Below are 17,092 nucleotides of genomic sequence, written 5' to 3'. Positions count from 1 at the left end.
TCAAAAATGAGGTGGCTTTTTATTGTGAAAATGTCATGGAATTCCCGTTTCAAGGGAAGTCGTGTTGTAACTTTTTAGTATCTTTCATCCTTGAAATTAACTAACATATTTAAAAACACTTTATGAATACTTCTTTTGAGTTTTTAGACTATTTTATCTTTGTCGCCTATGCCATACTTATTCTTTCCGTAGGTCTATGGATGTCAAGAGATAAAAAAGGTCATGAAAAAAATGCCGAAGATTATTTCTTGGCAGGTAAGTCTTTGCCTTGGTGGGCTATTGGAGCCTCCCTGATTGCGGCAAATATTTCAGCGGAACAGTTTATTGGAATGTCTGGTTCTGGGTTTGCCTCAGGACTGGCAATTGCTTCCTATGAATGGATGGCCGCACTTACATTACTTATTGTAGGTAAATTTTTTCTTCCAATCTTTATTGAAAAAGGGCTGTATACCATCCCTGAATTCGTTGAAAAGCGTTACTCTACCAACTTAAAGACCATTTTGGCTGTATTTTGGATAGCCTTGTATGTGTTTGTAAACTTGGCGTCTGTACTTTATTTGGGTGCTTTGGCACTTGAGACCATTATGGGAATTCCTATGATGTATGGTGTGATGGGATTGGCTTTGTTCGCGGCAGCTTATTCGTTGTACGGAGGTCTTTCGGCAGTAGCTTGGACAGATGTTATTCAAGTAGTATTTTTAGTTTTAGGTGGTTTGGCCACAACCTATTTGGCATTGAATACCGTGTCTGGAGGTGAAGGAGTAGTAGCTGGAATCAAAACAGTTTACGAAACTGTTCCGGAGCGTTTTGCTATGATTTTGGATGAGTCGCACCCTGAATTCAAAAACCTTCCTGGAATTGGTGTTTTAGTAGGAGGTATGTGGGTTGCTAACCTGTATTATTGGGGATTCAACCAATACATCATTCAAAGAACCTTGGCGGCAAAATCTTTAAGAGAAGCACAAAAAGGGATTTTATTGGCTGCATTTTTAAAGTTGATCATTCCATTAATCGTAGTAATTCCAGGTATTGCAGCTTATTTAATGGTTAATAATCCTGAAATTTTAGGAAGTTTAGGTGAAGCAGGACTTCAAAACTTGCCTTCAACTGAGCAAGCAGATAAGGCATATCCTTGGTTGCTACAGTTTTTACCGGCGGGACTTAAAGGTGTGGCATTTGCAGCTTTGGCAGCGGCAATTGTATCTTCTTTAGCGTCTATGTTGAACTCTACGTCTACCATTTTCACAATGGATATTTACAAGCAGTATATCAATAAAGAAGCAAGTTCTAAACAAACCGTAACTATGGGAAGAATCTCTGCTGCGGTAGCTTTGGTAGTGGCTTGTATTATGGCGCCTTTATTAGGAGGTATTGATCAGGCGTTCCAATTTATCCAAGAGTATACAGGAGTTGTGAGTCCAGGTATTTTGGCGGTATTCATTTTAGGACTTTTCTGGAAGAAAACAACCAACAAGGCTGCTATTGTGGGAGCTTTAGCGTCTATTCCAATTGCAATGTACTTTAAGGTGGCGCCTAAAGGATGGTCTACTAGCCCAATCTTCGTAGATATACCATTCATGGATCAAATGGGGTATACGGCTATTTTAACGATGATTGTAATTATTGCTGTGAGTTTGATGCAGAATAAAGGTGAAGATGACCCTAAAGGTATTCCATTAACAGGAAAACTGTTCAAAACTGGGCCTGTGTTTAATATTGGAGCCTTTGCAGTAATGATTATCTTGGTAGTGCTTTATGCATTGTTCTGGAAATAACAAAAACTGGTTTTATAAGCATATTAAAAGCGGGATTAACGAAAGTTGATCCCGCTTTTTGTATATATAAAAAGGAAGGAAATCAAGCCCATTCTGAAAGTCATTGCACAAAAAAAGCCTCGCATATTGCGAGGCTTTCTTATAGAGAAGTAATGTGTTTATTCCTTAACAGAAACTTTGATTTTAGGATCAACCTTAGTCAAAGAATCTTGAAGCGCTTTAACTGCAGTTTCTACTTCTTCTTGAGAACCTGTGAAGGTTTTAGTTCCTGTTACCGATTTTCCAGCTACCATATACTCATACTCAACAGTTACAGACTCTACGTCAACGGGAGTGCCTTCTACAGCTTCGTCAATAGCATCCTCAACTGCTTCTTCAGTTGCATCTACAGCTTCTTCAACAGCATCTCCTGTTGCTTCGGCAGCTTCTTCAACAGCGTCAACAGCATCTTCCATAGTGTTTTCTACAGTTTCAGTTACTTCTTCAGTTTTCTCTTTGGTTTCTTTACAAGCAGTGAATGAAATTCCAACAGCTAGTAGAATTAATAATAATTTTTTCATGGTTAATAGTTTTTTAGTGTTAAAAATTAAAGCGAAATTAACTACTAAAACGTTAACTAGCAATAGTGATATTAAGATTATTTAACATTTTTAGTAAAAATATTTTAATGTCGCCACTCTATTTACGAATATAATTTAGGATTTGGATGACAGCATCCTTATTTTTTTTTACAAAATCTGTGTTCAATGACCCTAGTTTTTCTCTTTGAAATTCATTTTCAATGAGTTGGGTTAAAGTGCTGTCAAGTTGAGAATGTGAAGAAATTGATTGAACTCCGCCATGCGCAATCATGTTATGGGCCTCAGGGAACTTTTGGTAGTTTTTACCAATGATAACAGGAACGCCAAAAACGGCAGGTTCCAATATATTATGCAGTCCCGTTTTTCCCATGGCACCACCTACATAGGCAATGTCTGCATAGGCATATATTTTACTCAACAAGCCTATGGTGTCTATAATGAATACTGAGTAATCTGAAAGATTCTTGCCTTCTTTTTCTGAAAAGAGAACCGTTTTTGCTGTAATCTGTGATTTTAAGTCGGCAATCAAGTTGGGTTTGATGTTATGAGGAGCGATGATGTATTTTACATTTTCAGAAGTATGTGCATTGATGTGCGGAATAAGAAGCGCTTCATCCTCTGGCCACGAACTGCCAATGACCACACAGAGTGCATCCTGCTTAAAGTCATCTATAAAAGGTAAATTGTTGTCTTGATTGAGTTGGTCTGAAACGCGATCGAATCTTGTGTCGCCTGTAATACTTGTTTGAGTGATTCCTATGGAATCAAGAAGAATTTTGGAGCTTTCATTTTGAACAAAAATGTGGTCAAAGCTACTTAGAGCCTTTCTCATATACCCTCCGTAAAATTTAAAGTATGGCTGTTGAGGTCTGAAGTTTGCCGAAATTAAATAGGCTTTGAGATGGCGTTTTTGCAATTCATTTAACACGTTGGGCCAAATGTCATACTTTACAAATACAGTGATTTCCGGGTGCACCAAATCCACAAATTTTTTGGCCTTGCGTTTAGAGTCTAAAGGCAGGTAAATCACAGTATCCGCGATTTCGGAGTTCTTTCGTATTTCATAGCCGGAAGGTGAAAAGAAGCTTAGAACTACCTTGTGATTTGGGTATAGTTCCCTTAGTTTTTTGAAAACCGGAAGCCCTTGTTCATATTCTCCCAAAGAAGCACAGTGAAACCAAAGCGTTTTATTTCCTGGCAGGATGGATTTTTCTAAAACTTCAAAAGTATTGGCTCTTCCCTCAACTCCCAATTTTATTTTTGAATTGAAAAGAGCTATGATTTTTAATACAATTCCCGTGAGGAAAATCCCTAAATTATATAATAAATTCACCTGTTAATTGTTTCCGCTAAAATACGTTACTTTACCATAAATTCATTGGCTGTCGTCGTTGAATTTCGTAAATTCGCTCCTTTGTGGCGCATGTGTCAATGGGCCTTTCTACATTTAACGATTATTACATTTCAGATGAAAAAAATACAGATGGTAGACCTTAAAGGTCAATATGCCAAAATAAAAGATGTCGTGGATACTTCCATTCAGGAAGTTTTGGATAATACTGCCTATATAAACGGACCTAAGGTTCATGAGTTTCAAGCGAATTTAGAACAATACCTTAACGTAAAACACGTCATTCCTTGTGCCAATGGAACCGATGCCCTACAGATTGCCATGATGGGATTGGGTTTAAAGCCTGGGGATGAGGTCATCACTGCCGATTTTACGTTTGCTGCAACAGTAGAGGTGATTGCACTTTTACAACTGACGCCTGTTTTGGTGGATGTAGATCTCGAAAATTTCAATATTGATATTGAGGCCATTAAAAAGGCGATTACTCCCAAGACCAAAGCCATTGTACCCGTGCATTTATTTGGACAATGTGCCAATATGGAAGCTATCATGGAAATTGCGAAAGAGCATAATTTGTTTGTGATAGAAGACAATGCGCAAGCCATTGGGGCAAATTATACCTATAGCGATGGAACAAAAGTTAAGGCCGGAACTATTGGCAATGTGGGGGCAACTTCGTTTTTCCCTTCCAAGAACTTAGGCTGTTATGGAGATGGAGGAGCCATCTTTACAAACGATGATGATTTGGCACATACTATTAGAGGAATTGTAAACCATGGAATGTATGAGCGTTACCATCATGATGTGGTTGGAGTTAATTCTAGGTTGGATTCTATTCAGGCGGCCGTTTTAAATGCCAAATTGCCAAATTTGGATGCTTATAATAAGGCAAGACAAGTAGCGGCGATTGCGTATAACAAAGCTTTTGAAGGACAAACAAATATAATTATTCCAAAAACGGTGAGTGATTGTTGTGAAGGTATTTGCGATGGTTGCGATTGCCATGTGTTCCATCAATATACCTTGAGGGTTTTGGATACGGATAGAGATGCTTTGGCAAAACACTTAAATGATAACGGAATTCCTTGTGGCGTATATTACCCAATTCCTTTGCATTCACAAAAGGCATATAAGGATGAAAGATATAATGAAGAGGATTTTCCAGTAACTAACCAATTGGTGAAAGAGGTGATTTCTTTGCCAATGCACACCGAATTGGATGCGGAACAAATTGACTTTATTACAACAACAGTTATTAATTTTATAAACAAATAATTTAATGAAAGTACTGGTAACAGGAGGACTCGGGTTTATTGGCTCGCACACAGTCGTAGAATTGCAAAATAAAGGTTTTGAAGTAGTCATTATCGATAATCTTTCTAACTCCTCTATTGAGGTTTTGGATGGAATCGAGGCTATTTCAGGAGTAAGACCTTTGTTTGAGGAATTAGACTTAAAGGAAAAGTCAAGAGTAGAAGAATTCTTCAAAGCGCATAAGGACATTGTTGGTGTGATTCATTTTGCCGCTAGTAAGGCTGTTGGAGAAAGTGTCAATGAACCATTGATGTATTACGAAAACAACTTGAATACTCTAATTTATGTTCTGAAATCAGTACTTCAATTGGATTCTGCCAATTTCATCTTTAGTTCTTCTTGTACGGTATATGGGCAAGCTGATGAGCTTCCAATTTTGGAAAGTGCCCCTGTAAAACCAGCAGAGTCGCCTTATGGAAATACCAAGCAAATAGGAGAGGAAATTATTGTAGATACCTGTAAGGTAAGGTCAAACCTAAATGCTATTTCCCTGCGCTATTTCAATCCAATTGGGGCGCATTCCAGTGCGAAAATTGGAGAGTTACCATTAGGCGTACCTCAAAATTTAGTACCTTTTATCACACAAACGGCAGCTGGCCTTAGAGATCAATTGGCTGTTTTTGGAGATGATTATCCAACGCCAGACGGTACTTGTATTAGAGACTATATCCATGTGGTAGATTTAGCCAAGGCGCACGTGGTAGCTCTACAGCGTCTTTTGGAGAAGAAGAATCCTGAAAATTATGAAGTGTTCAATATAGGAACAGGTAAGGGAAGTTCGGTTTTGGAAGTGATCCAATCTTTTGAAAAGGTGACTGGTCTTAAATTGAATTATAAAATTGCAGAGAGGAGAGCGGGAGACGTCATCCAAGCCTTTGCTGATACCTCTAAATCCAATGAAGTATTGGGTTGGAAAGCAGAATTGAGCCTTGATGATGCCATGGAGTCTGCTTGGAAGTGGGAAAAGCACATCAGGAACATTTAAAAACCAATATAATGAGACATTTTATTTCCTTGTGCATCCTGTTACTTTCACTTTCGGTAACCGGGCAAGACCTCTATTTACATTGTGGGAAGCTGGTAGATACGAAAGCCGAAAAAGTTTTGACTAACAAAACAGTGGTTGTATCAGGAAATAAAATTGTCTCAGTAAAAAATGGCTTCGTAATACCGGAATCGGAAAAGGATTCGGTGATAGACTTGAAAGATAAAACGGTCATGCCTGGTCTTATAGATATGCATGTGCATATTGAGCATGAAACCAATCCAAAAGCCTATTTGGAACGATATACCCTTAACGAGGCAGATGTAGCCTTTAACTCTACACAATATGCTAAGGTTACTTTAATGGCGGGGTTTACTACGGTTAGAGATTTAGGTGGCTCGGGAGTGAATGTGTCTTTACGAAATGCCATCAATTCAGGAACAGTTATTGGTCCACGCATTTTTACTGCGGAAAAAGCTTTGGCAACAACAGGAGGTCATGCCGATCCTACCAATGGAAATAATAGAGAACTTGTTGGAAATCCTGGTCCTAAGGAAGGTGTGGTGAATGGGGTTGAGGATGCCAAAAAAGCCGTAAGGCAGCGTTATAAAAATGGTGCTGATTTAATAAAGATAACTGCGACAGGAGGCGTATTGAGTGTTGCCAAAAGTGGACAAAATCCTCAGTTTACGTTAGAAGAAATAAAGACCATTTGCGACACAGCAAAGGATTATGGTTTTCATGTAGCAGCTCATGCCCATGGCGATGAAGGGATGCAACGTGCTATTTTGGGAGGTGTTAAAACCATAGAACACGGTACCTTAATGAGTGATGAAACTATGGAGCTCATGAAAAAGTATGATGTATATCTAGTTCCCACAATTACGGCAGGAAAAACAGTTTCGGACAAGGCGAAAATCCCAGGATACTATCCCGAAGTTATTGTTGGAAAGGCTTTGGACATCGGACCGAAAATTCAAACTACTTTTGGAAAAGCCTACAAAAAAGGTGTTGGAATTGCCTTTGGAACAGATGCCGGAGTGTTTATCCATGGCGAGAATGGTAAGGAGTTTGCTTACATGGTAGAAGCAGGAATGCATGCCATAGAAACTTTAAAATGTGCCACGGTAACCAACGCCATGTTATTAAACATGCAAGACGAACTAGGCCAGATTAAAGAAGGCTATTTGGCAGACATAATTGCTACAAACGATGACCCAACAGAAAACATTGCTACTATGGAAAATGTAGTCTTTGTAATGAAATCGGGTGAAATATATAAGTCAACAACCCCTTAAAAAGGTAAAACTTTATCGGGATATACTTGATTAACAAAATTTTAGGATTTTTTTAGGACGGCTAGGAAGCATTAATGAATAACTTTAATTAGGCTATTCAATCAAAAAATGCATTCTTATCGTAAAATATTACCTTGTACCTTATCTGTAGATTATTGGTTCCTAACTTTTTGGGTTTGTCTCTTGGGGGCTGTTAGTATGAGCGCTTCTACTTTAAATGGCTCAAATATCGGGGTAGCTTCTGTAAATACATCCTATGATTCGGTATTTGGGTTTAAAGAAAAGTCATTGGTTTATGCCAATTTAAATCAGCCATTACCTGCTGTAAATTTCCTTGAAAAATATATTAGAAATTCAGCCGATTTTGAGGTAATGGAATTTAAGGAATACGATTCCATTCGAGACAGCTATCTATTTTCAGAATTGGAAGAAGACTTTACCCCAAAAATGACAGTACTGTCGTTTATTTATCTTTACATTGCTCTGATAGGATTTTTTATTGCGATACTTTTAAATTTTTCCAAAAAGAATGATCGATGGGCCAAAATATTGATCAGTGGTTTTTTGGGTGTGCATTCACTTTTCATTTTAGAATTTGTCCTTTACAATACTAATTATCAATATAAATACATTCATACTTACCTTATGTCATCTTCGGTAGCTTTATTGTATGGACCATTACTATATTTTTATTTTAAAAGGATTACACAAAACTACCAGTTTAAAGGAATTGATTTGTTACATCTTCTTCCAGTAATCGCACTGATGTTTATTTTGGTGCCTATATATAGTTTGCCTGCTCTGGAAAAACTAAAAATTATTTTGGGAACCAGTACACTATATGTGAAGACGGATTTTTTGTACCTTATATTTATACCAAAGCTACTTTCCCTGGTTATTTATGGTGCTTTAATAAGACGATTGTATTTTAGTTCAAAACAAAAAGAAACAATCGCCAATCAAGAATTAGCCAATCAATGGAAGGATAACCTTTATAAAATTCATGTGGTGTACGTGCTGTCTTATTTTATTTATGGGATCAGTATTAGTGGTGTAATTGGTCAGGGCTTGAATATTATATACCAATCACAAGTAATTTCTATGTCTTTAATGGTGCTCTACATAGCTTCCATGGTGTATATTCAACCAAAGGTGTTTGCTAGTTCCAGTATTAAACTAAAGCTTTCCCTAAAAAAAGATAAATACAAAAAATCAGGCTTGACTACATCTTTTTCCAACGAACTAAAGGAGGCCCTTATGAAGCTTTTGTTGGATGAAAAAATTTATAAGGACAGTTCTCTCAATTTGGAAAAACTATCTGAAAAACTAGATACTTCCCGTCACAACACTTCTCAAATCATAAATGAGCATTTCAATGAAAACTTTTTTGAATTGGTAAATGATTTTAGAATTCAGGAAGCGAAGGAGCTTTTGAAAATTTCAAATCCAAAATCCAAAATGAATATCAGTGAGATTTTCTACGAGGTTGGGTTTAACAACAAAGTCACCTTCAATAATGCCTTTAAGAAGCGTACGGGGCTCACACCGTCACAATACCGAAAGGAAAATTCATGATAATTTTCAATCTTTTTAGTCCTTATAAAAAAGGTTAACCTTTATCGGGGTTACCAAAAATGCAACAAATCTTCTCTTACTTTATGTAGATAAAAGTTTGGCAGACAAGCTACTTTTATTGGAATCCACTAAACTTGTTTTCGAAATCAGTAGTTAAGAAATTTGAATTAGCCTTCTCATTGCGATGCATTTTTTCTTGTGTTGTTGTCTGCCATTCTTATTAGAAAAGGAAAGTAAAAGTGCTACATGGTAGCCTTGATAATTTAAAAACGAACTTATGAGAAAGATTTACAATTCAGGTTTGCTCCTTGTAATGTTTTTAATCTCCTCTATAAGTTTTGCCCAGCAAAAGCTCATTTCGGGTAATATTATTGATGAGTATGGCATTCCTTTGCCGGGTGTAAACATTATAGTTAAAGGAACAACAGTTGGAACCCAGTCCGATTTTGATGGTAATTTCACCATCGAGGCTCAGGACGGCGACGTTCTAGTGTTCTCTTTTGTAGGGTTAAGGACGGTGGAGTTGCCTGTAACAGCATCTACAATTGACATCAGTCTTACCATGCAGGAGGATGCCAGTCAATTGGATGAGGTAGTCGTGACGGCTTTGGGAATCAAGCGGAATTCCAAAGCTTTGGGGTATTCGGTAAAATCTATCGAATCGGAAGAGATAACAGAAAACTCCGAGCCAGATTTGGTAAGGTCCTTGAATGGTAAGGTGCCTGGGGTTAATGTAAATGTGTCTACGGGGGTAGCTGGGGCAGCCAACAAAATCAACATTCGGGGGATTACTTCCTTTCAAGGAGGTAACCAACCTTTGTTTGTAGTTGATGGAACGCCTTATAGTAACAATGAGGTAACCACTTCAAGTCAAACTACCGGTACAGGTGGTAGTTATGAATCGGGGATTTCCTCCTTAGACCCTAATGATATTGCAAGCGTAGAAGTGCTGAAAGGAGCAGTTGCAGCAGCGTTGTATGGATCTAGAGCTGTAAATGGGGTAATTGTGATTACTACCAAATCCGGAAAATCGGGAGGGCTTTCCAATAAGAAATTTGAAGTATCCATAAACTCGGGCTTGTATTTAGAATCCATTGCTAGGTTGCCCGAATACCAAAACACTTATGGAAATGGTACCAATTTCAACTACAATAATGCCAATGGGTCTTGGGGGGCACGATTTGATTCTCGGGAAACTATTCCAACTTGGCCCAATTTGTTGAATGCCTTTCCGGATATGTTTGGACCAACCGTGCCTTATGTGGCACAACCCAATAATGTGAAGGATTTATTTCGTACAGGTGTGGTGGCCGATAATTCCATTAATGTGAATTCGGCCAATGAGAACTACAACTTCAGTTTGACGCTTTCCAATTTGGATCAGGAGGGGTACATTCCTTACAATACTTATAGAAGAACCAATATTTCCACTGGGGGTAATGTAAGTTTGGAAAATGGTTTAAAAATAGGAGCCAATTTAAGTTATGCGGACAGTGAGCAGGTTGGTGGATTTTTTGGAGAAAATCAATTTGCAGGAGCTGCTTCTTCTTTCGCGAGAGCTTTGGTACTTGGTAGAACCTGGGATTTTACGCTTCCGTATGAGGATCCTGTTACAGGGGCTTCGGTGACGCCTAATGATGGTTACGACCATCCTTTGTGGTCTTGGGAGCATAACCAGATCATTACCAATGTAAATAGAACGGTTTCCAATGTGAGTCTGCAATATAATTTCAACAGCCATTTGAGTGCGCGTTACCAATTGGGAATCAATAAATATGTATTGAATCGTGTTGAAATTACAGATAAAGGTTCTAGAGCAGCTGCTGGATTGGGACAGGTAAGGACAGAAGATTTTTCGAGCGAAGAAATAGAGTCAACTTTGGTGTTTACATACAATCATGATTTGACAAAGGACTTGAATTTTAATGTGCTGTTGGGAAATAACGTGAACCAATTCTCAACCTTGGATATTGGTTATACGGGAACAGGATTGATTGCCGATGATATCTTCACCATTAACAATACTTCAAATGTGGTTTCCGATTTTAATGTATCAACCCGTAAGCGTATTGTTGGGGTGTTTACAGATATTGGACTGAATTTTAGAGATTATGCATTTTTAAATATTACGGCAAGAAACGACTGGTCTTCAACTTTGCCAAAGGATAACAATCGGTTTTTATATCCTTCGGTCTCGGCGTCCTTAATCTTTACAGATGCCCTGGGTATTGGAGGAGATGTATTGGGATATGGTAAAATAAGAGGAGGATGGGCCAATGTGGGGAGAGATGCAAGTCCTTACCAAATTAACAAGGTGTTTAGTTTGGGAGCGGTTTATGCAGGCCAACCTACCGTTTTTGTGCCAACCATTTTAGGAAATCCAGACTTGGAACCTGAAAATACCGAAGAGTTTGAAATAGGAACCGATTTGGAGTTTTTCAATAAGCGGATCATCCTTGATTTCACCTGGTACCAAAAAACAACTACAGATTTGATTTCGCAGGTAAATGTACCAACCTCTTCTGGTTATAGCGCTCTTTTAACCAATATTGGTAAAATGGAAAATAAAGGAGTGGAAATAGGTCTTACCATAACCCCTGTGAGGAGCGACAATTTCTCTTGGACAACGTTTACCTCCTTTACCAGAAACAGAAATGAAGTTAAGGAATTAATAGAGGGACTTGATAGGTTTCCTATTGATGTGGACCAGATTGGTTTTGTTGAGGAAGGGAAGCCTTATGGTGTGTTCTACGGAACTGCTTTTGCAAGAGATGAAGACGGAAATTATTTGATTGAAGAAGGTGGAGGAGGGATTATTCAAGCTTTGGAAAACAAAGTGATTGGAGACCCCACACCAGATTTCAAAATTGGGTTTACAAATACGTTTCGATTTAAGAATTTAACCCTTCGAGCTCAGATAGATTGGAAAGAAGGTGGAGATATTTCTTCTACCACTTTAGCGTCCTTGCTGGGGAGAGGGGTAACCAAGGATACTGAAGATAGAGAGCATACTTACATTATTCCAGGATACTATGGCGATCCGGATACGGGTCAGCCAATTTTGGACAGCAACGGAAATAAGATTCCTAATGTGACTCAGGTAAGTATGAACAACCTGTACTTCTCACCAACCACCAATAGTAATACGTTTGGGATTAATTCGGTAGATGAAGCGTCTATTTATGATGGAACGGTCTATAGATTGAGGGAAGTGTCTCTTTCCTATGAACTTCCCAAAAAATGGTTGGAAAACAGTTTTATTGGTTCTCTGAACTTTTCTGTGATTGGAAGTAACCTATGGTATTTTGCACCAAATGTGCCTAAATATACCCATTTCGATCCTGATGTTACCTCCTATGGTTCCACAAACCTTCAGGGGATAGAAACACAGTCTGCTCCAAGTTCAAAACGTTTCGGGTTTAAGATAAATGTCACTTTTTAATTATTACGGTCATGAGAAATCTATTCAAAATAAAATACCTTAAAATTTCAGCTATTGGGCTTCTTTTTATCTGTATGTATAATTGTAGTGACTACTTAGATATCAATACAGATCCTAATAATCCTACCACAGCGCCTTTGGATCAGCTACTCACTAACGTTGAAGGAAGCTTTAATCAGATAACAGAGTTTGAGTTGTTTATGGCAGAAGAACTATCCTGTTACGTACACCAAATAGTGTACAGGGAAGAACAGGATCAATATGGAACCAAACAGGATAATGCAGATGTACAGAATTCATGGGATGTGGCTTATTCGGTATTTACGGAGTCCAATATTATTATTGAACAGGGAACCGCAGACAATGAAATGATTATGGTTGGGATGGCTCAAATTATTAAGGCCTATACAGCTGTGATTATTGTGGATGTTTGGGGAGATGCTCCCTTTACAGAAGCGGCACTTTTGGAGAGTGGCGTGGTAAGTCCAGTATTCGACGATCAAGAGTTTATTTATCAATCGGCCTTGGATATGATTGATGAAGGTTTGGCCAATATCAACAGTGGTGTTGGGCAGAATCCAGGAAGTCAGGATTTGTTTTATGGAGGGAATGTAACCCAATGGAACCGATTTGTAAATACTTTGAAGTTGAAATTATATAATGAAATCCGTTTGTCTTCCATGTTTAATGCTGGAGATTTGAGTGCTTTGGTTGCTGAAGATAATTTTATGCAGAGCCTAACGGATGATTTTCAATATCCTTACACATCCACGCAATCACCTGCCGATGAACGAAACCCGTTATATAGAGATTCATACCTGACGGGGCAAACTTCACAGTATGCTAGTCCTTGGTTTTATGAAATTTTAAAAGGATGGAATCCTAATATCCACACAGGAGTTCCAGATCCTAGATTACCCTATTATTTTTTCAATCAATTGGTGCCAGACCAACTACCTCCAGATGTTGGAGATCCAACAACGGGTAATCCATTTGCAGATTATTGGGACAGAAATACGGGCTTCCATTCCATTAGGTTTGGTAGTGTAAGTGCCAATAGGGATTTCACCTCAAGAAATTCCTCGACTTATCCTGGGATTTATGTCTGTGGAGGAAAATATGATGACGGGCAGGGAGGAAGTGCCAATGCCAGTGCGGGAACCGGTGCTGCTCCCCATAGAATTTTGACCTATCATGAATCGCTGTTTATTCAAGCTGAACTGATGCAGGTTGGATTGATTCCTGGAAATGCCAGAGGGAAATTGGAAGAAGCCATTATAGCCGCGTTCAGTAAAGTTGATAATGTAGTGGCCAATTCTGAAACAACTCAGGATGTGCCTGTTCTTTCGGGGTCTGGAGCTGCTTCGGAGTTTGTAGAAGGAATTTTGCAGGAGTATGATGGAGCTTCCGCAGAAAAACAAATGGAGATTATCATGACTCAAAAGTGGGTGTCGACCTTTGGAGATCCTTTCGATCAATATAACGACTACCGAAGAACGGGCTATCCTGTTTTGGCAGATCCTAACGGGCCTTCACCAGAATATCAATTGGACAATGAAGATGATTGGCCCTTGGTAGATAGTGAAACCACGTTGACAAGATCCTATCAAATTTCACTGTTTTGGCCACAAGCAGAGTTGAATGTCAATCAAAATGCGCCTAGTCAAAAGGATGCGACCACCTATGCTATTTTCTGGGATAACTAATCAAAATTTTACACTATGAAAACAAAATATAACATAATAATTTTCTTGATTTCCATTCTGTTCGGGGTAACTGCGTGTGATAATGACGGTGGAGATTCGGTAATAGAAACATCAAATGGAGCCTTGCCGGATTTCAATATTGTCGAAGGTAGTGCCGATTTTATTGATTTGACAAGTTTTGATGATTTGGTTCTGCAGTTTACAGTTGATGTGGGGTTGGGAAATCCAGAGTCTTTCGATTTGAAGGCATTCTATCTCACCACGGATGGTGACCTTTATGGACCTGCAACATTGGATGCGAATGTTAGCACGTTTCCAAAGGAATACATGATTACAGGAGCCGATATCATTAATGCCTTTCCAGAACTCAATAGTGCAGACGATGTGCAGGTAGGGGATGTGTTTAAACTGTTTACAGGGTTTACTTTTTCCGATGGAAGTAGCTTTGATATCTTAAATGAAAATGGGGAAGCCAATTACTATGCCCCCGATTTTGATGCCTTTCCAATGTTTACGGCCAAATTGGATTATGTGGTGTCCTGCGCCTCCGATTTAGCTGGAACGCATTCCTTTGTGTCTACAAATTTGCAGGCGGCCTATGGTTATGGTTGCCCAAGCGGAGAAGTTACAGGAACTGTAGTTTGGACCGCACAAGGTGGAGGGACTTATCTGACATCGGATCTTGGTTTTGGTCAATATGAATCTTCTTGCTGGAATGATACCCCTGCAACCAGTGGTGGAGCGACTTTTACAGAAGTGTGTGGTGAAATTATCTCAGGAGGAACAGATCAATATGGACTGACTTATATCTGGGTAATTACAGGCGTAAATGGTTCGGAGTTGTCTATGTCATGGTCCAATGATTATGGCGATTCTGGAGACGTAGTGATTACTAGAGAAGGTGGTGCCGATTGGCCGGCACTATTCACGGAATGATAAGATTATGTGATGAATAATATCTAAAGAAACCTTCATTTTAATTAAAATGAAGGTTTTCATAAAGGCTTATGGGAACAAATAGTTATCATATTTTAAGAATTTATTCTATCAAAATTACTTTGATACTGTGCTTATTTTCTTGGCAGTTTTATTCGCAAAATACCGTTGGCGTAATTACAAATACTGCAGAAGCCTATAATGGATATACCTTGTTTACCAATCATACCACAACGTATTTGATCAATAATTGTGGCGAGGTGGTCAATCAATGGAGTAGTGAGTATATTGATGGGAAGTCCGTTTATTTGTTGGAGGATGGCAGTATATTAAGATGTGGTTTCGTGGAGAATTCCAATTTTACATTGCCTGGAATTGGAGGCATTATTCAAAAGATAGATTGGGATGGAACAGTGCTTTGGGAGTATACCTATTCTTCTGAAAACTACTCGCAACACCATGATGTTTATCCGCTTCCAAACGGGGACGTTCTTATTTTGGCAGTTACCAAGAAAACAGATTCAGAGGCTTTTCAGGCAGGGAGAGACCCTTTGCTTTTGGATGAGGATTCCTTGTATAATGAACAAATTATTGAAGTGGCTCCTGTAGGCTTTGATTCGGGGGAGATTGTTTGGGAGTGGAATGTTTGGGACCATTTAATTCAGGATTATGATAGTTCCAAGGATAATTTTGGCGTAGTGTCTGCGCATCCCGAACTTTTGGATATTAATTATTTAGGGGTGTCTGTACGGGCATCCAATTGGATGCATGCTAATTCAATTCAGTATAATGAAACTTTGGATCAAATCATTTTAAGCTCTCGACAGTTGAATGAAATTTATATCATAGATCACTCTACAAGTACCCTTGAAGCAGCGGGACATACCGGAGGACTTTATGGTAAAGGTGGCGACTTTTTGTATCGGTGGGGAAATCCAATAGCTTATGGTCATGGGGATGAAGAAGATCAGCAGCTTTTTGGGCAACATACGCCTCATTGGATTCCTGAAGGTTTGGCAGATGAAGGGAAGATTTTAATGTATAATAATGGAAATGGTAGGCCTGAATTGTTTTCCAGCGTCGATATTATTGAGCCACCTCTGGATGAATTCAATAATTATATTTATGAAGAGGGGCAAGCCTATGGTCCCGAGGTGGCGGAGTGGCAATATACCGATACACCCATGACCGATTTGTTTTCAAGGATCATGTCTAGTGCGCAACGGTTGCCAAACGGTAATACTTTAATTTGCGATTCAGATTCTGGGTATTTTTTTGAAATCGATTCTGAAGAGAATAAGGTTTGGGAGTACATCAATCCTCAAAAAACTTCAGGGAGTATTTTAAGTCAAGGGGATGTGCCCGAAAGTAATTTGACATTTAGGGCAACCAAATATTCCCCAGACTATGTTGCCTTTGAAGGAAAGGACCTCACGCCTGGGTTGCCAATAGAGCTGAATCCTAATTTGGAAAATTGTAGTATTCTAAATGTTGAAGAAGTTAATCAAAGTGAAGTCAAGCTGTATCCCAATCCTGTGAGGACTTCTCTTTATGTAGAAACAAGAGACAAATTAGAGGAAATTACCGTATATGATTATACGGGAAAATTAATTTTTAAAGGGTATGAAAAGTTATTGGATTTTAGCGGATATGGTAGCGGGATGTATACAATTTCAGTAAAGATAAATGGTCACATTTTGCATCAAAAAGTGATTAAGATTTAGGTAAAAATAGTAGGTTTTTACTTCAATTTGTGCGAATTCGAGATAGTGTATCAAATACTGCGTATCATTAAGGAATATTCAGTGATATCTTACAATATTTGAGGATGTAATATTAATGGGTTGATTTTTAATGGTTTGTTGGTTGTGATTTGGAATTGGTTAATAGGATGCCTTACTTTGTACCCAATGATAAATGATATATAATGAAATTGATAAGTATAAAAAGGGAAACTATTTCCGAAGAACGATTCACCCCAAAGATGGGATTGTTAAGTACAAAAGTGACATACATTAAAAAGCAATTTTTAAGTATTCCTTTTAAAACCCTCCATAAATATAGGGAGACCTATTACGGAGAAATCAAAGACTGTGAAGATTGTGTTTTAGCACGATAAAAAAATAAAG

The 17,092-nt window shown here is 38.5% G+C and carries 12 protein-coding genes; 10 read left to right on the top strand and 2 right to left on the bottom strand.

The annotated features are described in order from the left end of the window. Positions 1-122 precede the first annotated feature (122 nt). Complete coding sequence (locus tag AC6I5C_RS14250) at positions 123-1,775, top strand: sodium/sugar symporter (RefSeq protein ID WP_053978234.1); 1,653 nt, start codon at positions 123-125, stop codon at positions 1,773-1,775. Positions 1,776-1,933: 158 nt separating this feature from the next. Here the strand turns inward: AC6I5C_RS14250 and AC6I5C_RS14245 are convergent, their stop codons facing one another. Further along, positions 1,934-2,335, bottom strand: a complete 402-nt coding sequence (locus AC6I5C_RS14245; protein WP_205625716.1) for a hypothetical protein — start codon at positions 2,333-2,335, stop codon at positions 1,934-1,936. A 118-nt stretch (positions 2,336-2,453) separates the two neighbouring features. Next, positions 2,454-3,689, bottom strand: a complete 1,236-nt coding sequence (locus tag AC6I5C_RS14240) for a 3-deoxy-D-manno-octulosonic acid transferase (RefSeq protein WP_497905734.1) — start codon at positions 3,687-3,689, stop codon at positions 2,454-2,456. Positions 3,690-3,824: 135 nt separating this feature from the next. On the opposite strand from AC6I5C_RS14240, the gene AC6I5C_RS14235 reads away from it, so the two are divergent. The 9 genes from AC6I5C_RS14235 to AC6I5C_RS14195 all read left to right on the top strand — a co-directional run bounded on the left by AC6I5C_RS14235 (position 3,825) and on the right by AC6I5C_RS14195 (position 17,082). Continuing rightward, on the top strand, positions 3,825-4,982 hold the full coding sequence (locus tag AC6I5C_RS14235) for a DegT/DnrJ/EryC1/StrS family aminotransferase (protein ID WP_497905733.1): 1,158 nt from the start codon (positions 3,825-3,827) through the stop codon (positions 4,980-4,982). 4 nt (positions 4,983-4,986) lie between these two features. Then, positions 4,987-6,006, top strand: a complete 1,020-nt coding sequence (gene galE, locus AC6I5C_RS14230) for a UDP-glucose 4-epimerase GalE (protein ID WP_497905732.1) — start codon at positions 4,987-4,989, stop codon at positions 6,004-6,006. Positions 6,007-6,017: 11 nt separating this feature from the next. Further along, the gene (locus tag AC6I5C_RS14225; RefSeq protein WP_497905731.1) at positions 6,018-7,304 is read left to right on the top strand and encodes a metal-dependent hydrolase family protein; all 1,287 of its coding nucleotides are present in this window, start codon (positions 6,018-6,020) and stop codon (positions 7,302-7,304) included. A 108-nt stretch (positions 7,305-7,412) separates the two neighbouring features. Beyond that, positions 7,413-8,879, top strand: a complete 1,467-nt coding sequence (locus AC6I5C_RS14220; protein WP_497905730.1) for a helix-turn-helix domain-containing protein — start codon at positions 7,413-7,415, stop codon at positions 8,877-8,879. Between the two features lie 277 nt (positions 8,880-9,156). Then, positions 9,157-12,321, top strand: coding sequence for a SusC/RagA family TonB-linked outer membrane protein (locus tag AC6I5C_RS14215; protein ID WP_497905729.1), 3,165 nt, complete (start codon positions 9,157-9,159; stop codon positions 12,319-12,321). 11 nt (positions 12,322-12,332) lie between these two features. After that, on the top strand, positions 12,333-14,027 hold the full coding sequence (locus AC6I5C_RS14210) for a SusD/RagB family nutrient-binding outer membrane lipoprotein (RefSeq protein WP_497905728.1): 1,695 nt from the start codon (positions 12,333-12,335) through the stop codon (positions 14,025-14,027). Positions 14,028-14,042: 15 nt separating this feature from the next. Further along, positions 14,043-14,963, top strand: coding sequence for a hypothetical protein (locus AC6I5C_RS14205; RefSeq protein WP_497905727.1), 921 nt, complete (start codon positions 14,043-14,045; stop codon positions 14,961-14,963). 71 nt (positions 14,964-15,034) lie between these two features. Then, positions 15,035-16,687, top strand: a complete 1,653-nt coding sequence (locus AC6I5C_RS14200; RefSeq protein ID WP_497905726.1) for an aryl-sulfate sulfotransferase — start codon at positions 15,035-15,037, stop codon at positions 16,685-16,687. Between the two features lie 203 nt (positions 16,688-16,890). Continuing rightward, on the top strand, positions 16,891-17,082 hold the full coding sequence (locus AC6I5C_RS14195) for a hypothetical protein (protein WP_053978243.1): 192 nt from the start codon (positions 16,891-16,893) through the stop codon (positions 17,080-17,082). Positions 17,083-17,092 lie beyond the last annotated feature (10 nt).

The organism is Mangrovimonas sp. sgz306409, assembly GCF_059735265.1.
The sequence above is the reverse complement of the archived record's forward strand: the minus strand, read 5'-3'. Positions and strand labels throughout refer to the sequence as shown.